This window comes from Aeromonas sp. R4-3 (assembly GCF_040908275.1).
Classification (GTDB): Bacteria; Pseudomonadota; Gammaproteobacteria; order Enterobacterales; family Aeromonadaceae; genus Aeromonas; species Aeromonas rivipollensis.
On record NZ_JBFODK010000001.1, the window covers coordinates 97,118 to 120,109 of the forward strand.

The window sequence follows — 22,992 nt, forward strand, 5'->3', positions numbered from 1 at the left end:
AAAGTTATCGCCTAGGCTCCGCTTTACCATCTGGCATCTCGCCCGAGCAGGGGGATTCACTGGTGTTCGCGCCTGCCGGTGGCGAGTGGGTCATTGCGATAACAAAATGCCCGCTTGATGGTCTTTCTTGCAGCAAACTGGAGCGGCCCCATTAGCGAGCCAAACTCTCTCGCCATCTGTCATAAACTTTCACGCCAATCAGGCCCTGCCTGGCTTTGGCTGAGGGTGTAAAACTGGCGCCAAATTACTAATTAGCTGCGAAGTGACCATTTTGCTACGCAAACTCTGCCATTAAACATAATGGGCATTATGCGCTGACAGATTGGCATGGTGGCTTGCAATTGTGGAAGACAGTTCTTTATTCTGTTTACCATACTTTCAGTATGGCGACAGTCGTTATGGAGTAGCGTTAATACTACTCAAATAGTATGGCTTGCATTGTAGGTTCTCGTAGTAGTCCAATGTGCTACATTCACAATTTCTGATGCTGTGCAACGGTCGGTTTCACGTCTAGGAATTGGGGGCATACAGTTACCATTACCATTTAAAGAAATGGCTGTGAATTGCTCTGATTTTTCGGGTGGGCAGCCCTGCCGGGATAGAAAAACCTCAGTATAGTCAGTGCAACTACATACAATCCGCATCCAACTATCCACACCCAACCATTCCAAGATTCGTGGGTTGCACTATACAAAAATGCAAAAATAAGTGGACCGATTACACCCGTGAGGTGTGTCAAACTGGTCAGCAACCCTTGCAATTGTCCTTGTGCTACCTGACCGACACGAACAGATATAATTCCCTGCAAAGCGGGAAGAGTTATGCCACCACAAGCGAGTAACAGCACAACTGGCCAAACCATCCAGCTTTGCGTAATGACTGCCAATAAAAGTAGGCCACAGCCATCAGCCAAGATGCCAACCACGATAGCTTTCTGATCTCCCAAATGTTTAGCGATAAAACCAGCAGCAAGTCCTTGAAACAGTGCGTGTGTAAGCCCAAACACAGCCAATGAAACACCGACCATTACGCCATCCCATACGAAGCGCTCTTCTCCGAATAAAACCCATAATGTTGCAGGGATTTGGCCAATCAATTGAATGATGAAAAAGACAACTAGCAATCCCGATAATGGGGAGATCATCTCGCGTATGGAGGATGTGGTTTCATTGATTGTTTCATTCTTTATCTCGTCACTAACCTGATTAGCATTATGGGTCTCATGTAAAATGAATAGGGAGACCAGAAATGCCAGCCCGTTAATAGCAGCAGCGAACATAAACGGTGCCTGTACCGAAAGTTGACCTGCAAAACCACCAATGACTGGTCCAGCAATCATACCGCCACCAAAACAGGCACCCATCATACCAAACCAATGTGTCCTGGATTCCTCAGGTGTGACATCGGCAATTGTTGAGGCTGCAACAGCTCCAGTCGCACCGGTAATACCAGCAATTAAGCGTCCCAGATACAACACCCACACTACGCTGGCTGTTGCCATTAATGCGTAGTCCAGTGTTGCACCTAAAAGTGAAAGTAATAATACAGGGCGACGACCTATGCGATCTGACCAGCGGCCGAGAAGAGGGGCAAAAATCACTTGCATCATTGCATACAGCGCCAATAAAACACCGTAGTTCTCCGCAACATTAGCCTTTCCAACAAACTCCCGTAATAACGCCGGTAAGACAGGCATAATTATGCCAATCCCCATGGCATCTAAAAAAATGATGACCAGTGCCATCATCACAGTGCGGTTCATAGTTAACGCTCTCTATCGGTGATAGGGTTTGAAAAGTAACTCTATCAGTGATAGATTGTCAACAGCGAAAGGAGATAGTGATGGCACGACTAAGCTTGGACGACGTAATTTCAATGGCGCTCACCCTGCTGGACAGAGAGGGGCTAGAGGGCCTGACTACGCGTAAGCTGGCGCAGTCCCTCAAAATTGAGCAACCGACTCTGTATTGGCACGTGCGCAACAAGCAGACCCTTATGAACATGCTTTCAGAGGCAATACTGGTGAAGCATCACACCCGTTCAGTACCGTTACCGACTGAGAGTTGGCAGCAGTTTCTCCAGGAAAATGCTCTGAGTTTCCGTAAAGCATTATTGGTCCATCGTGATGGAGCCCGATTGCATATAGGGACCTCTCCTACGCCCCCCCAGTTTGAACAAGCAGAGGCGCAACTACGCTGTCTATGCGATGCAGGGTTTTCGGTCGAGGAGGCTCTTTTCATTCTGCAATCTATCAGCCATTTTACGCTGGGTGCAGTATTGGAAGAGCAAGCCACAAACCCGACAGAATACAATACAGTGATGGACGCTGTGCCACCATTATTACAGGAGGCATTTAATGTTCAGACGAGAACCACTGCTGAAACGGCCTTCCATTTCGGGCTGAAATCATTAATAGTTGGATTCTCTGCACAATTAGATGAAAAATATATGTCCATCCAGGGTAATAATAAATGATGCTGTCTATGGGGCAGTACTAACGGTAGTAATTTTAAATCTATCGCCAGTGATTTTTATTTTTCACGCGACAAATATTCTTGAAAATGTGTATGTGCATAGCCTTTGATAAATTAGGGAGATCCGAACAAGAGGGGGATTTCTTTGCGGGTCTGGCGGTGTTTGCCATTGAACTCGTAGTCAGCGAAGGTCAGTTGATGGCTCACGTTGGTTCTCATCCATGGTACTAAGAAAATCTGATGATCTCGTGTCAAGGATTTGTTCGCACCCTCCCCATCACGTCAAATAGAGCCTGTTTTCCAACTTAAATGTCCTGTTTGCTCACGGAGCAGATGTAGTATTACTTTTGAGTTTCCAACTTAAATGTCACATTTGGTATCGTTAACTCATTGAATACTTTGATCTGCCAGTTTCCAACTTAAATGGTTGTGATCAGGCGCCCGGAAGGGCTGATAACCCATAAGCACAAGGCCACCCCATCGGGTGGCCTTGTTGTTTGTTGCGCCCCCAAACGGTGTTCAGCCTCGGCGCGCCGCCTCTATGGCGGCGATATCTATCTTGCCCATCTGCATCATGGCCTCGAAGGCGCGCCTGGCGGCCTCGGGGTCGGGATCCGTGATCGCCTCGGTGAGGGCCAGGGGGGTGATCTGCCAGGAGATGCCCCACTTGTCCTGGCACCAGCCGCACTCGCTCGCCTGACCACCGTTATCGATGATGGCGTGCCAATAGCGATCCGTCTCGGCCTGGGTCTTCGTTGCGACCTGGAACGAGAAGGCCCAGCTGTGCTTGACCCCGGGGCCGCCATTGAGCCCGAGGCAGGGGATCCCCATCACCCTGAACTCGACCGTCAGCACATCCCCTCGCTTGCCGGCGGGGTAGTCGGCCGGGGCGCGGTGCACGGCGTCGACGGCGGAGTCGGGGAAGGTGCTTGCGTAAAACCGTGCCGCCTCCTCGGCATCCCCGTCATACCAGAGGCAGATCCTGTTCTTTGCGGCTGTCATCATCTCGTGGCTCCTGCCGGTTGCTGTCATCCTATGCCCCTCCCTTTCACTTGCCCCAGTGGTTGCTACCTGGCGCCCTCTGTTGCCAGCCGGGGAGTTGCATGATGTCGTCAAGTGTAGTGGCATAGGGATCCGGGCCGCCCGGTTTGGCGTGCAGAGCGACAGGCAGGGCGACCCTATGCCCCGCCAATGACAAGAGAGGTGTGCGCGATGGACAGTACCCAGCGATTCTCGACCCGGGTCGAGGCCTATGTGAAGTACCGGCCCGGTTATCCGGCGGCCATGCTGGACTTTCTGGCCCAGGATCTTGCCATGGGGCCAGAGGCCCAGGTGGCCGACATAGGGGCGGGCACCGGCATCCTGACCGCCCTGCTCGCACCCCGGGTGGCGCGGGTCTGGGCGGTGGAGCCGAACGACGAGATGCGCGCCGCCGCGAGGCGACTGCTGGCGGATGTGGGCAACATCGGCTGGTCTCACGGCAGTGCGGAGGCCACGGGCCTGCCGACGGGCTCGGTGGATCTGGTCACTGTCGCCCAGGCGTTTCACTGGTTCGATCGCGCGGCCTTTCGGCAGGAGTGTCAGCGCCTGCTCAGACCCGGTGGCCGGGTCGCCCTCATCTGGAATGACAGGCTGACCGACACCCCCTTTCTCAGGGCCTATGAGGAGGGGTTGCACGCCTATTCCGGGGATTACGAGGAGGTCAATCATCGCAACCTCGGCGAGCACGACTTTAGTGCCTTCTTCGAGGGGGAGTATCGGCTCGATCGCTTCGAGAACCGCCAGTTGTTCGATCTGGACGGCGTGCTGGGGCGGCTCAACTCCTCCTCCTATGCCCCCGCCGTCGGCACCCCGGCCCATGAGCAGATGACGGCGCTCATCCGCCGCGAATTTGGCCGAAATGCGGTGGGCGGCAGGGTTTCTTTCAACTATTGCACCCTGGCCTATAGCGGCCGGGTGTAACGGGGCACATGCAGAAAATGAAGGCGACGGGGCAGGGGAGGTATGCCCAATCGCGTGGACTGGTGACAGTCGGCGCGAACGGCATGCTCCCTTGGCTCCCGTTCTCTAATCGCAGAAAACGACCCCCTGGCGTTGCCGACTGTTTTTTTGCTCAGAAAATAGACCGCATCTCTCTGTTTCCCCTGATAAAACCTAATTTCGCCGAAAATCTGCCTGAATCGTGCTTGAACAAGGCCGTGAAAAGAGTCGCCCTCCCTGAAGGGCTGGCGGCATACTGCGCGCCTTCCGATGTGGCCATGCCTGTCTTGCAGGGCAAACAGCGGGGTATTGAGCAGGACCCAGGGTATGTTGACCTTCAGACGCACGCAGAAAAATTTCACCTTCATTACAGGCTATCTCTGGCTGCTGGCCTTGCCGATGCTGCTCGGGATCGGCGGCATGTTCGCCCTCTCCGTCTACAACCACGGGGTGGTGGTGGAGCAGAAGCTGGTCAGCCTCAACGGCATGGCGGTGGTGACCGAAGCCAGGATGCTCGATCACCTCGAGCAGCTGATGTCTGTCGAAGTCACTGCGGATGCACTGACCCCTGTGCTCTCCTCCTCCAGGACCCGGGAGGCCTATCGCGAGCGCTGGGGGAAGATGACGGCCCTGGATCCCCTGGTGATGCTGATTTTTCATGCCGATTCGAATGGCTATTTCTTCTCCGGCAGCGAAGAGGCGGATCTGGCCTGGGTGAATGCCAAGGTCAATGTGGACTCCCGCGCCTGGTTCAAGGGGGCGCTGGCGTCGCGCGCCTTCTACTGGACACCGGCCTATCAGGACATTTTGACGGGCGACTATATTCTGACCTTGGCCCACCGCCTGCCCGATGACCAGCAGCAGGGTGAGCGGGTCATCGGCATCGATGTGAACGTCGCACAGTGGTCCCAGATGCTCAGGGACATGCTCTATGGGGACAACGCCGTGAGCCACATGGTGATTGACCGCCGCACCAACCAGATCCTGGTGAGTTCGCAGTCGGCCTACAACGGCCAGATCTTGCAGGCTCCCTGGCTGGCGCGCCTGACGGCGCAATCAGGCTCTTTCTACGAGGAGATGAGCAACGAATATGTGGCTTACGGTACCCTGCCAGACAGGGAGCACTGGATGGCCATCACTGTGCAGCCAAGGCGGGATTCGGTTGCCGTCATCGGGGGCAGCCTGGCGCTGGGGCTGCTGGCCGTTGCCTGCGCCCTCTTCATCACAATGTCGGCCTTCTTTCGCCTGCGTTTGCTGGTGCTCATCGACAGTCTGGCGAGCCGCATCCGCCGACTCGGCGCCGGTGCGCGCGAACCCCGGCCGGTGAGTGCCTTGCCCTCCTTCCCTGAGATGGCCTTGCTGGATCAGGAGCTGGATCAGGTGTCCGATCACCTGCAAGAGTCCTTTGACCTGGCCCACAGGGACGCGCTTACCGGCAGCTATAATCGGCGCTTCCTGGATCAGCGGCTGCGCCAGTTGCACCAGGAGGGGCGCAGTGTCGTCCTGGCCCTGGTCGATCTGGACAATTTCAAGCAGCTCAACGACGTCTATGGTCATGCCGGTGGTGATGCGGCGCTGTGCCGCAGTGTCGAGCTGGGACGGGAGTTGCTGGGGGAGGGGGTTTCCCTGTGTCGTTACGGAGGCGAGGAGCTGGTCGCCCTCTTCGAGCAGCACTCGCTGGCGCAGGCCGAGGGGTTGATGGAGCTGTGGCGCTGCCGGCTCAGTGAGCTGAAATGGCGGGAGAAGGGGATGCGGGTCACCTTCAGTGCCGGCATAGGCGAAAGCCAGGGCCGCCCCCCCGAGGCGCTGATGACCCTGGTCGACAAGGCCATGTATCAAGCCAAACGGGCCGGCAAGAACCGCATTCATCGCAGCGAGGAGTGAGCGCCCTGGCTGCTGGCGTCTCTCTCATGACAAGGCCCTCGTCGTTCACGGCGAGGGCCTTTGTTATTTCCCGGGTACCTCGTTTGGCTGTGCTGCGAAGCAGACAGTCGCGAGGGGGCCTTGTGACCTTAGCCCTGGTCTATGCCCAGGATGGCCATGGCTTTGGCCAGGGTATCGACGGATTCCTGATGCTTGCCCGCATTATGCAGGGTCTCTCCTTCGGCCCTTAGCTGCTTCACCTCGGCCAGTTTCTCGGCACTGAGGGCGGGGTTCGTGGCCAGGGCATCATCAATCTTCTTCATGTCCATGGGGCAGTGAAAGGCGATGGCGCTCCCGGCGAAGAGCAGGGCAGCCAACAACAGCATGAGTCTCATTTTGACGACCTCCTTGATGGGATCCCGTTAAGAATAGCCCCACAGGGCCGGGACTATTGGGTTGAACCGGGCAAGAAACAGACGCTACCATGATCTTTTCGACACGAGGAGGCGTCATGACACTCACAAGGTTGCTGTCACCCCTGACCAGTCTGGTGATCTTCATTCTGGGTCACGGCATGTTCAATACCCTGCTGACGGTGCGCCTCTCGGCAGAGCAGGTGTCGGTGCAGGCCATCGGCCTGGTGTCGGCGGCCTATTTCGGGGGCCTGGTGCTGGGGGCCTTCATCAATGCCCGCCTCATCATACGGGTGGGCCATATCCGGGCCTATGCGGCCTACGCCTCCCTGCTCTGTTTCCTGTTCCTGCTGCACGGCATGGTGGTGGAGCCCATCGCTTGGGCGGCGCTGCGGCTGGTGGGGGGCTTTGCCACCGGCGGCCTCTTCGTGGTGCTGGAGTCCTGGATGCTGGTCTCCAGCACCCCAGCCAACCGGGGACGGCTGATGTCCCTCTACATGATACTGCTCTACGGATCCCTGGCCATGGGCCAGTTGCTGCTCAAGTGGGTGGATCCCATGGTGTTGACCCCCTTTGCCCTGTGCGCCATGGCCGCCACCCTGTCGGTGGTGCCGCTCGCCCTCTCCCGGGTGGCCACCCCTGCCATGGTGGCGCCCCAACCGGTGGGGGTGCTGGAGCTTGTCCGGCTCACTCCGGCGGGGATGGGCAGCAGCTTCACCTCGGGCCTGATTCTCGGGGCCATCTACGGCCTGTTGCCGCTCTATTTTACCGACAGCGGCGCCTCGCTCTCGCGGGTGGCGGACATGATGGCGCTGGTGATCCTGGGGGGCATGTGCCTGCAATACCCCATAGGGCGGATGTCTGACCGCTATGACAGGAGGCTGGTGATCCTGCTGCTGTGTGCAGCGCTGACCCTGCTCGCCCTGCTGATGGTGCTGCTGCCCGAGGGCTGGCGCGAGCCGATCGCGGGGGCCCTGGTGTTCCTGCTGGGGGGCATGGCGTTCTCCATCTATCCCTTGAGCCTCAGTCACGCCTGCGACGAGTTGCGCCCGGATCAGGTGCTGGGGGCCAATCAGGGGCTGCTGCTCGCCTACAGCCTGGGGGCCATGATAGGGCCGCTGCTGGCCCCCTTCGTCATGCTGCAGTTCGGGTCAGAGGGGTTGTTCGTCTACTTCGCCCTGTGCGGCGCCCTGCTGGCGGGCTATCTGGGCTGGCGCAGGCGGCAGCGGGCACCCATTCCCCTGGCCGAACACCAGGTGTTCATGCCGGTGCCGCCCAATACCCCCATGACCGCCGAGCTGGAGCCGAGAACGGATCTGGAAGGAGAGGCGGTGCCCGCGACCTATGCCACACCCGAGGTGGAGGATGTGGAAGGGATGGAGGAGCCGCAGGCTCGCTGAGAGCCAGCCTGCCCGAAGACGCGCATAAAAAAGCCGACTCCCAGGGAGTCGGCTTCTTGTTGGTGCTAAGGCCGTTATCAGGCGGTCACGGCGTCGGCTTTGACGGCATGAGCCTCAGGGGCCGCATTGCGGATAAGGTAATCGAAGGCACCCAGGGCTGCGGTGGCACCGGCGCCCATGGAGATGATGATCTGCTTGAACGGCACTGTGGTGGCGTCCCCTGCGGCATAGACGCCGGGCAGGGAGGTCGCGCCCTTGGTGTCGATCTCGATCTCGCCAAAGCGGGTCAGGGCCACCTCGCTCCCTTTCAGGAACTCGGTGTTCGGTACCAGACCTATCTGCACGAAGATGCCGGCCACCGCCAGGTGCTTGATCTCGCCCGTGGTGCGGTCCTCGTAGTCCATGCCCACCACCTTGCTGCCGTCACCTATCACTTCGGTGGTGCGGGCGCTCATGATGATGTCGATGTTGCCCATGGAGCGGGCCTTCTTCTGCAGCACCTCGTCGGCGCGCAGGGTATCGGCGAACTCCACCACGGTGACGTGCTCGACGATGCCGGCCAAGTCGATGGCCGCCTCTATGCCGGAGTTACCGCCACCTATCACCGCCACCCGCTTGCCCTTGAAGAAGGGACCGTCGCAGTGGGGGCAGTAGGCCACGCCCTTGGTGCGGTACTCAAGCTCGCCAGGTACGTTCAGATCGCGCCAGCGGGCACCGGTCGCCAGGATCACGGCGCGGCTCTTCAAGGTGGCGCCGGAGGCCAGCTCCACGTTCACATAGCCATCCTTGCTGATGGCGGCGGCACGCTGCTCGGTGATCACTTCCACGCCGTACTGCTTGACGTGTTGCTCCAGGCTCGCAGCCAGCTTGGGGCCCTCGGTGTAGGGCACTGAGATGAAGTTCTCGATGCCTACGGTGTCCATCACCTGACCGCCGAAGCGCTCGGCGACGATGGCGGTGCGGATCCCCTTGCGGGCGGCATAGATGGCGGCAGCAGCGCCAGCCGGGCCACCGCCCACCACCAGCACGTCATAGGGGGCCTTTTCGCTCAGCTCTGCGGCCTTGCGCTCGGCCGCGCCGGTATCGAGCTTGGCGACTATCTCTTCGAGCGAGGTGCGACCCTGGCTGAACGGCTGGCCGTTCAGGTAGACGTTCGGCACCGCCATGATCTGACGCTCGTTCACCTCATCCTGGAACAGGGCACCGTCGATCATGGTGTGGGTGATGCCGGGGTTCAGGGTGGCCATCAGGTTCAGGGCCTGCACCACGTCCGGGCAGTTGTGGCAGGAGAGGGAGATATAGGTCTCGAAGTGGAACTCGCCCTTCAGGTTCTTGACCTGCTCCAGCACGGCCGGATCGGCCTTGGAGGGGTGACCGCCGCTTTGCAGCAGGGCGAGCACCAGGGAGGTAAATTCATGACCCATGGGGATGCCGGCAAAATGCACGCGCGGTGCCTGGCCTTGTGGCGCCACGCTCATGGAAGGCTTGCGAGCGGCGGTGCCATCGGTCATGGAAATCTTGGGGGACATCTCGGCTATCTCGTTGGCCAATGCCAGGAGCTCTGCGGATTTGTCGCTGTCATTGCCGGACACGCTGATCTCGATGGGATTGACGATGTACTGCAAGTAACCGTTGAGTTGTTGTTTGAGGTTGGTATCTAACATGGTCGAATTCCTTCTTGTTATGGCGGTCGGCACTATTCATGAATACAGAAAGCACTGGATGCAAAAAACAGTGAATGCAGGAAGCGCTGGGCCAGAAAAGCAGACCGGCCCTTGAGTGGGCCGGTCTTGGAGAGCAGGAGGCTTAGATTTTGCCTACCAGATCCAGGGACGGGGCCAGGGTGGCATCGCCTTCTTGCCATTTGGCCGGGCACACTTCACCCGGGTGAGCGGCAACGTACTGGGCAGCCTTGACCTTGCGCAGCAGTTCCAGAGCGTCACGGCCGATACCGCCGGCGTTGATTTCAACGATCTGGATGACGCCTTGCGGGTCGATGACGAAGGTACCGCGGTCAGCCAGGCCAGCTTCTTCGATCATCACGCCGAAGTTGCGGGTGATGGTGCCGGTCGGGTCGCCGATCATCGGGTACTGGATCTTCTTGATGGTGTCAGAAGTGTCGTGCCAGGCCTTGTGAGTGAAGTGGGTGTCGGTGGAGACGGCGTAGATCTCGACGCCCAGTTTCTTGAAGGCAGCGTAGTTGTCAGCCAGATCGCCCAGCTCGGTCGGGCAAACGAAGGTGAAGTCAGCCGGGTAGAAGAAGACCACGGACCACTTGCCTTTCAGGTCAGCGTCAGACACCTGAACGAATTTGCCATTGTGGTAGGCGGTAGCGTTGAACGGCTTGATTTCAGTGTTGATATAGGTAGACATGTATTTGCTCCTTGGTGATGTACATATGCCCGTCTGGTCGTGAAGTGCTTGGCCAGGCGAGGCGCTTAACTTTCGATGGAGGCATCATAGGGCTTTTCTCTAATCGGTCAAAGCCACAATTTTGAATCACTTAAATCTACTTATTAGATAACCCATCGCAACTGTACCTAACATGAATATCTCAGGCCTTCAGAGATAACTCATTGTCGAAGTTCAATTTCTGTCCTCCATGTCACATTTTCAAGTCCCGGATGGGAACTTGTTTTATGCCAGAGGGGCGAGAGGAGTATTGAAGGCGCGTCGGGACAGGGGGAGAGAGCATGAGAGACGGGCAAAAAAAATCCCGGCGCCGTCGCACAGACAGGGCCGGGTCATCAAACAAGGAATGGCGATATAAAAATGCTTTACAGCAAAGACTAACTACGGGGTGTGCAAACTTGCAGACATATGAAGAGAAGACATCGGGTGCACAATCCTCATCTCCTCTTCGGCAACTATTGCATGGACGGCATCATAGTGTGATGAAGATCACAAAGCAAGTTTGTGGTGTAATTTTTCAATCAAACTGAAAGTGTTTCAGTTATTTAGCCGGTAAATTAGGCTGAAAACGCTTTTATTGTAATTTTATTACAGTTTTTTGTGATCAGAAATCGGAGGGCGGCTCCTGCTCTTCCATCAATTCCAGCAGATTGATGGCCACTGTGATGAAATCCGACTCAGTGACTATGCCCACCAGCTTGCGTCCCCGCACCACCGGCAGGCAGCCATATTTGTGGCGCTGCAGGTAGAGGGCCGCCTCCTTGATGCCGGCGTGGGGATCCACGCTCGCCACCTGGCGGGTCATGATCTCGTCGAGCTGGACGCTGTCGGTGAATTCTGCCTCCCGCTCCGGATTGATCAGCAGCAGCTTGGACTCGCGGGTGGCCAGGATGTCGGAGAGGGTGACCAGTCCCAGCAGATGCTGGTGCTCGTCGACGATGGGGATGTGGCGGATCTGCTCCTGCTGCATCAGCTCCATCGCCTGCTTGACGCTGTTCTGCGGCCCCAGGGTGAAGGGGTGTTCGGTCATGATTTCAGTCAGGGTCATCATGGTGGGCCTCCTTGTGTCTCTGATCTCACCCTAGCTCAGCTCCTGGTCGTGGAACCTGATCAGGGTCAATACAGATCATTAAAGAATCATTAACCCAGGGGCTGTGAGCGCTGCGGGGCACAAATTGGCGCCCAAGCGCCCACAAGGCTCACAAAAAGAGCGCTATCCCTTGCCGGCCTTGGGTTTTTGGTCTTTTGGGTTGCCTTGGAAGAGGGGGATAACTAGACTAGCCGCCGATTCCCCCGAGGTGAAAGATGCAAGTATCCGATTTTCATTTTGATCTGCCAGACGAGCTGATTGCCCGCTATCCGATGGCAGAGCGTACCGCCAGCCGCCTGTTGCAGCTCGATGGTCAAAGCGGCGCCCTGCGCCACGGTCAATTTGTGGATGTGCTGGACCAGCTCAACCCGGGCGACCTGCTGGTGTTCAACAACACCCGGGTCATTCCGGCGCGCATGTTTGGCCAGAAGGCCAGCGGCGGCAAGCTGGAGGTGCTGGTTGAGCGCATCCTGGACGAGCATAGCGTGCTTGCCCATGTCCGCTCCTCCAAGTCCCCCAAGCCCGGCACCCGTCTCATTCTTGATGGTGGGGTCGAGGCCGAGATGCGCGCCCGCCACGACGCCCTGTTCGAGATCCACTTCCTGGACCCGCGCCCCGTGCTTGAGATCCTGGAGGCCATAGGCCACATGCCGCTGCCGCCCTATATCGACAGGCCCGACGAGGATGCCGACAAGGAGCGCTACCAGACCGTCTACAACCAGAAGCCGGGCGCCGTGGCGGCGCCGACCGCGGGGCTGCACTTCGATGAGCCCCTGCTGGCAAAGATCCGCGCCAAGGGGGTTGAAACGGCCTTCGTCACCCTGCATGTAGGGGCGGGGACCTTCCAGCCGGTGCGGGTGGAGAAGATTGAAGATCACCACATGCACTCCGAGTATGCCGAAGTGCCGCAGGAGGTGGTGGATGCCATCAACGCGACTCGGGCCCGGGGTGGCCGAGTGATTGCGGTGGGCACCACCTCGGTGCGCTCCCTGGAGAGCGCCGCCAAGGTAACCCTGGCCCAGGGCAAGCCGCTGGCGCCCTTCTTCAGCGACACCGACATCTTCATCTTCCCGGGCTACGAGTTCCAGATTGTCGATGCCATGGTCACCAACTTCCACCTGCCCGAGTCGACCCTGATCATGCTGGTCAGCGCCTTTGCCGGCTACGACAACGTGATGGCGGCCTATCAGGCGGCGGTGGAAGAGCAGTACCGTTTCTTCAGCTACGGGGACGCCATGTTCGTCACCCGTCGCCGGGCGCAGGCATAAGCCTCGCCCTTCAGAAGCCGTTCAGGGATTCCTTGTCAGGATCCTGGCCGGTTTCTTGTATCGGGCCCATGGGGCCCTCCGTTGTCAGACTGTTTCTCTGACTGAATCGAGGTAGCAATGAAATTTGAACTGAAAACCACAGATGGTCGCGCCCGTCGCGGTCAGCTGGTATTCGAGCGCGGTGTGGTCCAGACCCCGGCCTTCATGCCGGTCGGTACTTACGGCACCGTCAAGGGGATGACCCCGGAAGAGGTGCGCGAGACCGGCGCCCAGATCCTGCTTGGCAACACCTTCCACCTCTGGCTGCGGCCGGGTCAGGCTGTGATGCGCGCCCACGGCGATCTGCACGACTTCATGAACTGGCAAGGCCCCATCCTCACCGATTCCGGTGGTTTCCAGGTGTTCAGCCTGGGTCACATTCGCAAGATCACCGAGGAGGGGGTGCATTTCCGTCATCCCATCAACGGCGAGAAGATCTTCCTCGACCCCGAAAAATCCATGGAGATCCAGTACGATCTGGGCTCCGACATCGTGATGATCTTCGACGAGTGCACGCCCTATCCGGCCACTTACGAAGAGGCGCGCAAGTCCATGGAGATGTCCCTGCGCTGGGCCAGGCGCTCCCGCGACAAATTTGATGCCCTGGGCAACAAGAACGCCCTGTTCGGCATCATCCAGGGCTCCGTCTACGAGCCGCTGCGGGATGTCTCCCTGGACGGCCTGCTGGAGATAGGCTTCGACGGCTATGCGGTCGGCGGTCTGGCGGTGGGTGAGCCCAAGGAAGACATGCACCGCATCCTGGATCACGTCTGCCCGAAAATTCCGGCCGACAAGCCGCGCTACCTGATGGGGGTGGGCAAGCCCGAAGATCTGGTGGAAGGGGTGCGCCGCGGCATCGACATGTTCGATTGCGTGATGCCGACCCGCAACGCCCGCAACGGTCATCTGTTCACCACCGATGGCGTGGTCAAGATCCGCAACGCCAAGTATCGCGAGGACACCAGCACCCTGGATGCGGACTGCGACTGCTACACCTGCAAGAACTACACCCGCAGCTATCTGTACCATCTGGACAAGTGCAACGAGATCCTCGGTGCCCGTCTGAATACCATTCATAACCTGCGTTATTACCAGCGTGTGATGCAGGGTTTGCGGGACGCGATCGAGCAGGGTAAATTAGACGACTTTGTAACTGAGTTTTACCGTCGGCAAGGGAAGCCCGTGCCTCCGTTAACTGAAAATGACGTGAAATAACAACGACATATAAGTTAGTTTTCAAATCTACATCAATAAGAGGTTGTTAAATGAGCATTATCTCCAAGGCGTATGCAGAAGGCGCAGCTCCGGGTGCACAGGGTGGTGGCATGGAAATGATCATCATGCTGGCCGTGTTTGGCCTCATCTTCTATTTCATGATCTATCGTCCCCAGGCCAAGCGCGCCAAGACTCATCGCGATCTGATGAGCTCCCTGGCCAAGGGTGACGAAGTGCTCACCTCCGGTGGCCTGGTCGGCAAGATCGCCAAGGTCTCCACCGATAGCGACTACATAGTGCTGGCCCTGAACGATCAGACCCAGGTCACCATCAAGCGTGATTTCGTCTCTGCCGTTCTGCCCAAGGGTTCTATCCAGTCCCTTTAATCTCCCGAGGAGCACAGCGTGTTAAATCGCTATCCGCTGTGGAAATACCTGATGGTGATCGTCGTGATCGCCATCGGTTTTCTATATGCAGCCCCCAATCTTTACGGCGAAGACCCGGCCTTGCAGGTATCTGCCAGCCGTGGTGCCGAAGTCAAACTAGAGACGCTCGATCAGGTGAAGGAGACGCTCGAAGCGGCTCAGATCCCGGTCAAACATGCTGCGTTCGAACACGGTTTCATCCTGATCCGGTTCACCAATACCGAAGACCAGCTCAAGGCACGTGACATCGTCGCCAACAAGCTGGGCGACAACTTCATCACTGCCCTCAACCTGGCACCTTCCACGCCTGCCTGGCTCGAAGCCATAGGCGCCGCTCCCCTCAAGCTGGGTCTGGACCTGCGCGGTGGTGTGCACTTCCTGATGGAAGTGGACATGGCCGAGGCGCTGACCAAGCAGCAAGAGCAGATGGTGCAGGATTTCCGCTCCGAGCTGCGCACCCAGAAGATCCGTTACTCCGGCGTGCGCCGGGTCGGTGATCAGGTGCAGGTGGTGTTCCGCGAGGAGGCCGATCAGGCCAAGGCGGCCTCTTTCCTGCGTCGGCAGAATCCGGATCTCACCTTCACCACGGAGCAGAAAGGGGATGACTTCATCCTGCTGGCTGGTCTGAGTGAAGCCAAGATCAAGGAAGTGAAGAAGTATGCTCTCGAGCAGAACATCACCATCATCCGTAACCGGGTGAACGAGCTGGGTGTGGCCGAGCCGCTGGTACAACAGCAGGGTGCCGAGCGCATCGTGGTGGAGCTGCCCGGTATCCAGGACACCGCCCGTGCCAAGGAGATCCTGGGGGCCACCGCCACTCTGGAGTTCCACATGGTCGATGAGGCCGCCGACATCCAGGCCGCTGCCGCGGGCCGGGTGCCGCCGAGCTCCAAGGTCTACAACGATCGCAACGGTCGTCCCGTGGTGCTGCAAAAGCGCGTGATCCTGACCGGTGACCACATAGTGGGTGCCCAGTCCGGTTTCGATGAATACAGCCGTCCCCAGGTCAACATCAAGCTCGATGGCCAGGGTGGCAACAAGATGGCCAACTTTACCAAGGACAACGTTGGTAAGGGCATGGCCACCGTCTTCATCGAGTACAAGCCGGTGGGTCAACCCGGTCCGGACGGCAAGCGCAAGTTCCGCAAGCAGGAGGAGGTGATCAACGTCGCCACCATCCAGTCGCGCCTTGGCAGCCAGTTCCGCATCACCGGTATCGACAACGCCAACGAAGCCCACAACCTGGCGCTGCTGCTGCGTGCCGGTGCCCTGATAGCCCCGATCCAGATAGTCGAAGAGCGCACCATAGGCCCGAGCCTGGGTCAGCAGAACATCGACAGCGGTATGGAAGCCATCGGCTGGGCCATGCTGGTGATAGTGCTGTTCATGGGGATCTACTACCGTGCGTTCGGTTGGGTGGCCAACCTGGCCCTCACCATGAACCTGGTGCTGATCGTCGGCATCATGTCGATGATACCCGGGGCCACCATGACACTGCCGGGTATCGCCGGTATCGTGTTGACCTTAGGGATGGCGGTGGATGCGAACGTGCTGATCTACGAGCGTATTCGTGAAGAGATCCGCAACGGCCGCGGGGTGCAGCAAGCCATCCACATGGGCTTCGACCGCGCCTTCTCGACCATCGCCGACTCGAACGTCACCTCGCTCATCACCTGTGTGATCTTGTTTGGTATCGGCACCGGCGCCATCAAGGGCTTCGCCCTGACCCTGGGCATAGGTCTGACCGCCTCCATGTTTACGGCCATTACTGTATCCCGCGCCATCATCAACCTGGCCTGGGGCGGACGGCGCATCGACAAGCTGCCGATCTAAGGAAGAGACATGTTTCAGATTCTACATTTTGAAAAGCCCATCCCCTTCATGCGTTTCGCCAAGTCGGGAATGGTGTTCTCTGCCTTGCTGACGATGCTTGCCCTGTTCTGCCTGTTCGATCGTGGCCTGAACTGGGGGCTGGACTTTACCGGGGGCACCACCATAGAGGTGGGGTTCCAGCAATCGGTGAGCCTGGACAAGATGCACGAAGCGCTGGATCAGCAGAAGATTGAAGGGGCGACCCTGCAATTCTTCGGCTCCAGCCGCGACGTGCTGGTGCGCATGGCCCCCCAGGAGGGGGTCAAGGTCGAGCAGCAGGGCAACGAGGTGCTGGCAGCCGCCAAGCTGATCGACGAGGGCGCCGTGCTCAAGCGGGTCGAGTTCGTCGGTCCTTCGGTGGGTGACGAGCTGGCGACAGACGGTGCCCTGGCCATGCTGGCCTCCATCCTCTGTATCCTGGCCTACGTGGCGGTGCGCTTCGAGTGGCGTCTGGCGATGGGGGGCATCCTCTCCCTGGCGCACGACGTGATCATCACCCTCGGCATCTTCGCCTACTTCCAGTACGAGTTCGACCTGACCGTGCTGGCGGCGCTGATGACCCTGGTGGGCTACTCCCTGAACGACACCATAGTGGTGTTCGACCGCCTGCGGGAGAACTTCCGCAAGGTGCGCAAGGGGGATACCGCCTTCATCATGGATCTCTCCATGACCGAGACCCTGAGCCGGACCATCATCACCTCGGGGTTGACCTTCGTGGTGGTGGTGGCGCTGCTGCTCAAGGGCGGCCCGCTGATCCACGGTTTTGCCATCGCCATGGTGATAGGGGTGGCCTTCGGGACCTACTCCTCCATCTATGTGGCGAGTGCCTCAGCCATGTTCTTCGGGGTCAAACGGGAGCACATGCTGCCGACCCAGGTGGAAAAAGAAGGGGCGGATCAGCAAGAGATCCTGCCGTAACAGACAAGGGCGCCACAAGGCGCCCTTTCTCTTGGGGCGCGGCTGAGTCATTATGCTCCCCAGCACCCATCCTCATGACCCATTGCAAGAATGCAAGGAGCAAGCCATGCAACATAACCCCCGTTTTCTGGCCCTGGTAGAGGCCATTCGCCCGCAGATACGGGAAACCGACGTGCACCAGATCAGGCGCTGGCAGGAAGAAGGCCGTGTTTTTCACCTGATCGATGTAAGGGAAGATAACGAGTGGGCGAAAGGGCACCTGCCGGGGGCCGAACACCTTGGCCGCGGCGTGATGGAGCGGGACATCGAGACCCGTTTTCCCGATCCCGACACCGAGCTCTACCTCTATTGTGGTGGGGGATTTCGCTCCATCCTGGCGGCGGACAACCTGCAAAAGATGGGGTATTCCCGGGTGGTCAGCGTCGATGGAGGCTTTCGTGGTTGGCGTGACGCCGGATACCCTGTCGAATCCTGATTTATTTGAGGGATAGGGGTTGCGCCACATGACAAAAGGCCGGTTGACCTTTACCATATGCGGGGTCAAGCGTAAGCGTCGGAGTGTTCATTGAACGTCAGGATAGGGATTGGATACCTCACCGGTATCCTGTTGTTGCTCCCCATGTGGGGATGCAGCAGTAGCAGTCAGGTTACAGCGCCTCAAGTTCCCAAGCCGCAACCCGCTTCATTGGTATTGGCGACCCCCTTGCAGGTCTCCTACCAGAGCGAGTTGGCCTTGGCGCGACTCGGGCAGATGCTCAGTGAAATGGAATTGACGACCGAACAGCGCGCCGAGCTGTTCTATGAGCGTGCCGTGGTGTTTGACCGTGTTGGCCTTCGTTCCCTCGCTCGGCTCGACTTCAACCGCGCCCTGCGGGAGAAGCCCGACTTTGCCGAGGCTTACAACTTCATCGGTGTCTATCTGGTTCAGCAACAGAACTATGACGAGGCCTATGAGGCATTCGATTCGGCACTCGAGCTCGCCCCGGATTACGATTACGCCTACCTCAACCGTGGCATAGCGCTCTATTACGGCAACAGGCCCGAGCTTGCCACCGCCGACATGAAGCGTTTCTACGAGGCGCAGCCGGAAGATCCCTACCGGGTGATCTGGCTCTATCTGGCCGAGCAGAAGCTCAACGGGCCGGCGGCCATGAGCCGGATGCGCGAGCGGCTGAACAAGTATGACGACGACGCCTGGAACTGGGATCTGGTCCGCCTCTATACCGGCGAGATCAACGCCACCCAGCTGATGGGCAACGTGGTGAAAGGAGTGAAGGACAACCGGGAGCTCGCCGAGCGCCTGTGCGAGACCTACTTCTACCTCGGCAAGTTCGAGCTGGCCAAGGGCAACCGCAAGGAAGCCATCAGCTACTTCAAGCTGGCGCTGGCCAACAACGTCTATGACTTCATCGAGCATCGCTATGCCCTGCTCGAGCTGGAGCTGATGGCGCGCAAGCCCTTGCCGCCGGGTGCCCAGGGCAAAAATAGCAAAGCGTGAGAAGGGCATCAGCCCTCAGTGAAAAAGGCCTCTTGATGAGGCCTTTTTGCTGTCTGTTGCTGGGGGATGCGGGGTGTCATTCCACTGTCATTCCACCAGGCTCATGCGGGGACCTCTGGTGCCGGTAGCCGTGGCGGCCGTCCCCGCCTGATCACTCCACCAGGCTCATGCCGGGGATCTGCCGCCAGTAACCGTTGCAGTCCCGCTCCTGCTGCAGGGGCAGCGGTGCCTGACCCTGCTGGTTGGCCTTGAAACGGGCCAGCATGTCGAGTGTCTCCATCCCTTCGGGGGAGAGGCGCACCACGTCCACCAGTCCCGCCATGCCTTCGAGCTCGTTGCCGAGGTTGTAGCAGTAGCCGGACTGGGTCTGGATGCCGTTGAGATTGAATACCTTCTGCCCCTCGCGGCTGCTGGCCAGTCGCCCAGTGGGGTAGTGGATGCAGGCGAGATCGCAGTTGTCCTTGGGTTTGTCGAGGGAGCGGGCGGTGAAGCAGCGCGCCGAATAGGCGAGCGGCAGGTGGCCGTAGGCGAACACCTCCACCTCGAACTGCTGGCGGGCGCTGCCCAGATCCTCATTGAGCTGCACCAGCCAGTCGCGGGAGAGCTCCACCGGCATCACCCAGCGCCGCATCCCATTTTTAAGCAGCATACGCAGCACCTCGGCGTTGTAGGCATTGATAGCCGGGCCGCACACGAAGGGCAGCCCCGCCTCCCGGGCGAGCTGGACTGTGCCGAGATCGTTGGCTTCGACCATGAGATCGCCGTTGTCGACCAGCCGCTTGACCTCCTTGAGTTCCGACGGCGCCGAGATCAGCGCCAGGGTGGAGAGCACGGCCTGCTTGCCCGAGCTTGCCACTTGGCGGGCCAGGGCAATCCAGTCATCCCCTTTCAGTTCACGGCGCTTGCTGCACACCGTCTCGCCCAGATAGATGATGTCGGCCTGGCTCTGCGCCGCCGCCTCATAGAAGGCCTGGGTATCGGCCTTGGGCCAGTAGAAGAGCAGGGGCCCGAGAGAAAATTGCATGATGTGCTCCTTTTATTGCCACTGGCGATGATAGGCGCCGAGGGTGGTCTGGCTTCCCTCGGAGACGCGGGCAAGCTGGGCATCCCACTCGCTCTTGACGCTGTAGGCGTCGGGGTTGGCCTGATAGGCGTCGATGGCGGTGCGCCAGACCCGGGTCACCTGCTCGACATAGGCAGGGCTGCGCTGGCGGCCCTCTATTTTGACCGACTGGATCCCGGTCTGGAACAGCTCGGGCAACAAGCCTAGCGTGTTGAGACTGGTGGGCTCTTCCAGGGCGTGATAGGTCTGGCCATCCACCTCGAAACGCCCCTTGCACAGGGTCGGGTAACCGGCGTTTTCCCCGGGGCCGTAGCGATCGATCAGCACCTCATTGAGACGTGATTCGAGACCGCGGGGGGTCTCTTCCCAGCGCACGAACTTGGCGGGGGAGCAGGCGCCTACAGTATTGGGGCTCTCGCCGGTCATGTAGGAGGAGAGGTAGCAGCGCCCCTCCGCCATGATGCAGAGGCTGCCGAAGGCGAACACCTCGAGGCCGACGTCGGTCTCGCGGGCCAGTTGCCTGACCTGATGCATGGAGAGCACCCGTGGCAAGACCACCCGGCCGACGTTGAAGTGCTGCTGGTAGAAGCGAATGGCGGCGGCGTTGGTGGCGCTGGCCTGGACAGAGACATGGAGCTCCATGTCGGGATGATGGCGGCTGGCGTAATCCAGCACGGCGAGATCGGCGATGATCAGGGCATCGGCACCGAGTGCCACCCCTCTGTCCACCGCCTGCTTCCATCTGGCATCCGAGCCCGGGTGGGCGAAGGTGTTGATGGCGATGTGCAGCTTGCGACCGTGCTGGTGCACATAGTCCACCGCCCTTTCCAGCTTGCTGTCGGTGAAGTTGAGCCCGGCGAAGTGGCGGGCATTGGTGTCGTCCTTGAAGCCGATATAGACGGCATCGGCCCCGTTATCCACGGCTGTCTTCAGTGCCGGCAGGCTGCCTGCCGGGCAGAGTAATTCCATCGGGTACGCTCCGAGAGGGCAAAAATGCAAAAAGTGGCCCGATTGTATGCAGGCTTGGGCCCCCGCTTTTTGACCTGAGGCAGCTTTAGGTGGCTTTACCCTTCTTGAGGTAAGTCGGCACAAGTTTGATTTTCAACAGGATCCTGATAATTGCACTGTGTTTGAATGGGCAAAAAACTGGGAGTTTATCGTGTTTCATCAACTGCAACGCCGCCTGGTCGAACAGGCCCCTCGTCTCTTGCGCCATCCCCTCAAGCTGGTGCCCTTCACCCTGCAGCAAAACCTGATGGAGGCCTTGCTGGCGCAGGCGTTCAAGGAGGCCATCCAGGATGGGGACTTCGCCTTCCTGGCGGGCAAGTGGCTCAAGGTCGAGGTGTCGGATCTCGAGCTCTGCTGGTTTGTCAGCGAGCGAGAGGGAAAACTGGTGGTGGCCCGTGAATGCGAGCGAGTCGATGTCTGCTTCAGCGGCAGCAGCCAGGACCTCATCCTGATTGCCGGTCGCAAGGAGGATCCGGACTCCCTCTTCTTCCAGCGCAGGCTGAAGATAGAAGGGGATACCGAGCTGGGCCTTGAGGTGAAGAACCTGATGGACAGCCTGGATCTCGATGGGCTGCCCGGGCTGATGAGATATCCCCTGATGGATCTGGCCACCCTGATAGAGCGGGTGAGATCAGCGCAGGATCCGCTGCCCGCGTCTATGGCCTGAGCCGCGTCTCAGCTGCAGGGCCAGCCCCCGGGTATGGTGGCGGTGACGCCGCCGGGCCCACAGGCAGCGGCCACCCCAGAGGCAGGGGAGCAGGGCGAGCAGGGCCGTGGTGTCAGGCAGGCGCAGCAGCACCAGCCCGAGCGCCAGCCACAGGAAAGGCAGGGCCTCGTAGTACCACTCCGGTTGCAGCCAGCGCTTGGCGGGATAGATGACCAGATCGGTGCGCCTGTAGTTGGAGCGCATCATCCAGATGAGGGCGCCCACGGCAAACAGCAGGGTCGCCGCTAGCCAGAGCAGCGGGGAGTGGGCAAAGGACCACAGCGCGGCGGAGAGCAGCAGGTAAAGCAGCGGCAGTTGTTCGTAGATCCAGGGGGGAAGCATGAGAGGGTGACTCCGGATAATGCAGCTTGACCCTCTAAGGTTAGCCCTCCCTTTTCCCGCCTTCAGGCCGGTTGGTTATACGAGCCACCACTTTTGTTCTGAAATGCAGGGTCAGAAGCGGTGCCAAAATAGCGATTGGTTATGTTACAATTGCGCGCCATTTTTGACTGAAGATTGACTGGGCATGTTGGATCAGATTCGTATCGTGTTGGTAAACACCTCTCACACCGGTAACATGGGGTCTGCGGCGAGAGCCATGAAGACCATGGGGCTGACGCAGCTGGTGTTGGTTGATCCGCAAGCCTTGCCAGATGACGATGCCATCGCCCTGGCGGCAGGGGCCAGCGATGTGCTGGCCAATGCCCGCATAGTCCCGACGCTGGATGACGCCATCGCCGATTGCGGCCTGGTCATCGGCACCAGTGCCCGATCCCGCACCCTGAGCTGGCCCATGCTGGATCCCCGCGAAGCGGGCGGGAAACTGGTGACGGAAGGGGTGAAGCACCCGGTCGCCCTGGTGTTTGGCCGTGAACGCACCGGCCTCACCAACGATGAGCTGCAAAAGTGCCACTATCACGTGGCCATCCCGGCCAATCCCGAATACAGCTCCCTCAATCTGGCCATGGCGGTGCAGACCCTCTGCTACGAGGTGCGCATGCACTGGCTGGCGACTCAGGAGACTGACACTGCGGCAGAGGTGGAGCGGGTCGATTACCCCAGCGCGCAGCAGTTGGAAGGCTTCTATCAACACCTGGAGCAGACTCTGCAGAAGACAGGTTTCATCGCCGATGATCACCCCGGTCATGTGATGAGCAAGCTGCGTCGTCTGTTCAATCGCGCCCGGCCGGAAGTGGTTGAATTGAATATATTGCGGGGCATTCTCACCTCGGTGCAGAAAGCCCGGCCGCAGGATTAATCCCGACTGATTTACTCAACCATATACTTGACTGTTTTAGTCGGGTATGTGACCATGTGCCCATATTGATTTGTTCGCAAGACGGTAAGG

General features: G+C 59.1%; 22 protein-coding genes. 13 read left to right on the forward strand and 9 right to left on the reverse strand.

The window, feature by feature from the left end:
* Positions 1–544: 544 nt before the first annotated feature.
* Positions 545–1,762, reverse strand: coding sequence for a tetracycline efflux MFS transporter Tet(E) (gene tet(E) / locus AB5Y91_RS00415; protein ID WP_017411290.1), 1,218 nt, complete (start codon positions 1,760–1,762; stop codon positions 545–547).
* Between the two features lie 80 nt (positions 1,763–1,842).
* Between tet(E) and AB5Y91_RS00420 the strand changes: the two genes are divergently transcribed.
* Positions 1,843–2,475, forward strand: coding sequence for a tetracycline resistance transcriptional repressor TetR(E) (locus tag AB5Y91_RS00420; protein WP_017411289.1), 633 nt, complete (start codon positions 1,843–1,845; stop codon positions 2,473–2,475).
* A 518-nt stretch (positions 2,476–2,993) separates the two neighbouring features.
* On the opposite strand, the gene AB5Y91_RS00425 is transcribed toward AB5Y91_RS00420, so the two are convergent.
* Positions 2,994–3,479, reverse strand: coding sequence for a VOC family protein (locus AB5Y91_RS00425; RefSeq protein ID WP_368168823.1), 486 nt, complete (start codon positions 3,477–3,479; stop codon positions 2,994–2,996).
* Positions 3,480–3,686: 207 nt separating this feature from the next.
* Here AB5Y91_RS00425 and AB5Y91_RS00430 point away from each other — a divergent pair, with 207 nt between their 5' ends.
* Together AB5Y91_RS00430 and AB5Y91_RS00435 are read left to right on the forward strand one after the other, a co-directional pair.
* Complete coding sequence (locus AB5Y91_RS00430; protein ID WP_368168824.1) at positions 3,687–4,436, forward strand: class I SAM-dependent methyltransferase; 750 nt, start codon at positions 3,687–3,689, stop codon at positions 4,434–4,436.
* Positions 4,437–4,781: 345 nt separating this feature from the next.
* Positions 4,782–6,338, forward strand: a complete 1,557-nt coding sequence (locus AB5Y91_RS00435; RefSeq protein WP_368168825.1) for a diguanylate cyclase — start codon at positions 4,782–4,784, stop codon at positions 6,336–6,338.
* Between the two features lie 128 nt (positions 6,339–6,466).
* On the opposite strand, the gene AB5Y91_RS00440 is transcribed toward AB5Y91_RS00435, so the two are convergent.
* Positions 6,467–6,712, reverse strand: coding sequence for a hypothetical protein (locus AB5Y91_RS00440; protein WP_025327258.1), 246 nt, complete (start codon positions 6,710–6,712; stop codon positions 6,467–6,469).
* Between the two features lie 116 nt (positions 6,713–6,828).
* On the opposite strand from AB5Y91_RS00440, the gene AB5Y91_RS00445 reads away from it, so the two are divergent.
* Positions 6,829–8,130, forward strand: a complete 1,302-nt coding sequence (locus tag AB5Y91_RS00445; RefSeq protein ID WP_368168826.1) for an MFS transporter — start codon at positions 6,829–6,831, stop codon at positions 8,128–8,130.
* 77 nt (positions 8,131–8,207) lie between these two features.
* On the opposite strand, the gene ahpF is transcribed toward AB5Y91_RS00445, so the two are convergent.
* From ahpF to AB5Y91_RS00460, 3 genes are all read right to left on the reverse strand, one after another.
* Complete coding sequence (gene ahpF, locus AB5Y91_RS00450; RefSeq protein ID WP_163147490.1) at positions 8,208–9,794, reverse strand: alkyl hydroperoxide reductase subunit F; 1,587 nt, start codon at positions 9,792–9,794, stop codon at positions 8,208–8,210.
* Between the two features lie 142 nt (positions 9,795–9,936).
* On the reverse strand, positions 9,937–10,503 hold the full coding sequence (gene ahpC, locus AB5Y91_RS00455; protein WP_005324327.1) for an alkyl hydroperoxide reductase subunit C: 567 nt from the start codon (positions 10,501–10,503) through the stop codon (positions 9,937–9,939).
* 643 nt (positions 10,504–11,146) lie between these two features.
* Positions 11,147–11,593: a CBS domain-containing protein gene (locus AB5Y91_RS00460; RefSeq protein ID WP_106886567.1), complete on the reverse strand. Its 447-nt coding sequence runs from the start codon at positions 11,591–11,593 to the stop codon at positions 11,147–11,149.
* 254 nt (positions 11,594–11,847) lie between these two features.
* On the opposite strand from AB5Y91_RS00460, the gene queA reads away from it, so the two are divergent.
* The 7 genes from queA to nlpI all read left to right on the forward strand — a co-directional run bounded on the left by queA (position 11,848) and on the right by nlpI (position 18,867).
* The gene (queA, locus tag AB5Y91_RS00465; protein ID WP_368168827.1) at positions 11,848–12,900 is read left to right on the forward strand and encodes a tRNA preQ1(34) S-adenosylmethionine ribosyltransferase-isomerase QueA; all 1,053 of its coding nucleotides are present in this window, start codon (positions 11,848–11,850) and stop codon (positions 12,898–12,900) included.
* A 117-nt stretch (positions 12,901–13,017) separates the two neighbouring features.
* Positions 13,018–14,154, forward strand: a complete 1,137-nt coding sequence (gene tgt / locus AB5Y91_RS00470) for a tRNA guanosine(34) transglycosylase Tgt (RefSeq protein WP_368168828.1) — start codon at positions 13,018–13,020, stop codon at positions 14,152–14,154.
* Between the two features lie 50 nt (positions 14,155–14,204).
* Positions 14,205–14,540 carry a preprotein translocase subunit YajC gene (gene yajC, locus AB5Y91_RS00475; RefSeq protein WP_025327251.1) on the forward strand — a complete coding sequence of 112 codons (336 nt, stop codon included), beginning with the start codon at positions 14,205–14,207 and terminating at the stop codon, positions 14,538–14,540.
* An 18-nt stretch (positions 14,541–14,558) separates the two neighbouring features.
* Entirely contained in the window at positions 14,559–16,412 is a 1,854-nt protein-coding gene (secD, locus tag AB5Y91_RS00480) for a protein translocase subunit SecD (protein WP_139745031.1), read from the forward strand.
* A gap of 9 nt (positions 16,413–16,421) precedes the next feature.
* Positions 16,422–17,369: a protein translocase subunit SecF gene (gene secF / locus AB5Y91_RS00485; protein WP_106886570.1), complete on the forward strand. Its 948-nt coding sequence runs from the start codon at positions 16,422–16,424 to the stop codon at positions 17,367–17,369.
* Between the two features lie 106 nt (positions 17,370–17,475).
* A complete protein-coding gene (locus AB5Y91_RS00490) occupies positions 17,476–17,844 on the forward strand; it encodes a rhodanese-like domain-containing protein (RefSeq protein ID WP_163137803.1) in 369 nt (122 codons plus the stop codon).
* 135 nt (positions 17,845–17,979) lie between these two features.
* Positions 17,980–18,867: a lipoprotein NlpI gene (gene nlpI, locus AB5Y91_RS00495; RefSeq protein ID WP_282101192.1), complete on the forward strand. Its 888-nt coding sequence runs from the start codon at positions 17,980–17,982 to the stop codon at positions 18,865–18,867.
* A gap of 151 nt (positions 18,868–19,018) precedes the next feature.
* Here the strand turns inward: nlpI and AB5Y91_RS00500 are convergent, their stop codons facing one another.
* Entirely contained in the window at positions 19,019–19,891 is an 873-nt protein-coding gene (locus tag AB5Y91_RS00500; RefSeq protein WP_368168829.1) for a U32 family peptidase, read from the reverse strand.
* A 12-nt stretch (positions 19,892–19,903) separates the two neighbouring features.
* Complete coding sequence (locus AB5Y91_RS00505) at positions 19,904–20,899, reverse strand: peptidase U32 family protein (RefSeq protein WP_368168830.1); 996 nt, start codon at positions 20,897–20,899, stop codon at positions 19,904–19,906.
* A gap of 190 nt (positions 20,900–21,089) precedes the next feature.
* Here AB5Y91_RS00505 and AB5Y91_RS00510 point away from each other — a divergent pair, with 190 nt between their 5' ends.
* Positions 21,090–21,605 carry an SCP2 domain-containing protein gene (locus tag AB5Y91_RS00510; RefSeq protein ID WP_368168831.1) on the forward strand — a complete coding sequence of 172 codons (516 nt, stop codon included), beginning with the start codon at positions 21,090–21,092 and terminating at the stop codon, positions 21,603–21,605.
* On the opposite strand, the gene AB5Y91_RS00515 is transcribed toward AB5Y91_RS00510, so the two are convergent.
* Positions 21,570–21,986: a hypothetical protein gene (locus AB5Y91_RS00515; protein ID WP_163147499.1), complete on the reverse strand. Its 417-nt coding sequence runs from the start codon at positions 21,984–21,986 to the stop codon at positions 21,570–21,572. The genes AB5Y91_RS00510 and AB5Y91_RS00515 overlap by 36 nt on opposite strands.
* Before the next feature lie 184 nt (positions 21,987–22,170).
* Here AB5Y91_RS00515 and trmJ point away from each other — a divergent pair, with 184 nt between their 5' ends.
* The gene (trmJ, locus tag AB5Y91_RS00520) at positions 22,171–22,902 is read left to right on the forward strand and encodes a tRNA (cytosine(32)/uridine(32)-2'-O)-methyltransferase TrmJ (protein WP_368168832.1); all 732 of its coding nucleotides are present in this window, start codon (positions 22,171–22,173) and stop codon (positions 22,900–22,902) included.
* Positions 22,903–22,992 lie beyond the last annotated feature (90 nt).

Excerpts from the sequence above, each read along its gene's own strand:
- AB5Y91_RS00420 (WP_017411289.1), top strand. The coding sequence starts at position 1,843 with ATGGCACGACTAAGCTTGGACGACGTAATTTCAATGGCGCTCACCCTG.
- AB5Y91_RS00425 (WP_368168823.1), bottom strand. The coding sequence starts at position 3,479 with ATGATGACAGCCGCAAAGAACAGGATCTGCCTCTGGTATGACGGGGAT.
- AB5Y91_RS00430 (WP_368168824.1), top strand. The coding sequence starts at position 3,687 with ATGGACAGTACCCAGCGATTCTCGACCCGGGTCGAGGCCTATGTGAAG.
- AB5Y91_RS00435 (WP_368168825.1), top strand. The coding sequence starts at position 4,782 with ATGTTGACCTTCAGACGCACGCAGAAAAATTTCACCTTCATTACAGGC.
- AB5Y91_RS00440 (WP_025327258.1), bottom strand. The coding sequence starts at position 6,712 with ATGAGACTCATGCTGTTGTTGGCTGCCCTGCTCTTCGCCGGGAGCGCC.
- AB5Y91_RS00445 (WP_368168826.1), top strand. The coding sequence starts at position 6,829 with ATGACACTCACAAGGTTGCTGTCACCCCTGACCAGTCTGGTGATCTTC.
- ahpF (WP_163147490.1), bottom strand. The coding sequence starts at position 9,794 with ATGTTAGATACCAACCTCAAACAACAACTCAACGGTTACTTGCAGTAC.
- ahpC (WP_005324327.1), bottom strand. The coding sequence starts at position 10,503 with ATGTCTACCTATATCAACACTGAAATCAAGCCGTTCAACGCTACCGCC.
- AB5Y91_RS00460 (WP_106886567.1), bottom strand. The coding sequence starts at position 11,593 with ATGATGACCCTGACTGAAATCATGACCGAACACCCCTTCACCCTGGGG.
- queA (WP_368168827.1), top strand. The coding sequence starts at position 11,848 with ATGCAAGTATCCGATTTTCATTTTGATCTGCCAGACGAGCTGATTGCC.
- tgt (WP_368168828.1), top strand. The coding sequence starts at position 13,018 with ATGAAATTTGAACTGAAAACCACAGATGGTCGCGCCCGTCGCGGTCAG.
- yajC (WP_025327251.1), top strand. The coding sequence starts at position 14,205 with ATGAGCATTATCTCCAAGGCGTATGCAGAAGGCGCAGCTCCGGGTGCA.
- secF (WP_106886570.1), top strand. The coding sequence starts at position 16,422 with ATGTTTCAGATTCTACATTTTGAAAAGCCCATCCCCTTCATGCGTTTC.
- AB5Y91_RS00490 (WP_163137803.1), top strand. The coding sequence starts at position 17,476 with ATGCAACATAACCCCCGTTTTCTGGCCCTGGTAGAGGCCATTCGCCCG.
- AB5Y91_RS00500 (WP_368168829.1), bottom strand. The coding sequence starts at position 19,891 with ATGCAATTTTCTCTCGGGCCCCTGCTCTTCTACTGGCCCAAGGCCGAT.
- AB5Y91_RS00505 (WP_368168830.1), bottom strand. The coding sequence starts at position 20,899 with ATGGAATTACTCTGCCCGGCAGGCAGCCTGCCGGCACTGAAGACAGCC.
- AB5Y91_RS00515 (WP_163147499.1), bottom strand. The coding sequence starts at position 21,986 with ATGCTTCCCCCCTGGATCTACGAACAACTGCCGCTGCTTTACCTGCTG.
- trmJ (WP_368168832.1), top strand. The coding sequence starts at position 22,171 with ATGTTGGATCAGATTCGTATCGTGTTGGTAAACACCTCTCACACCGGT.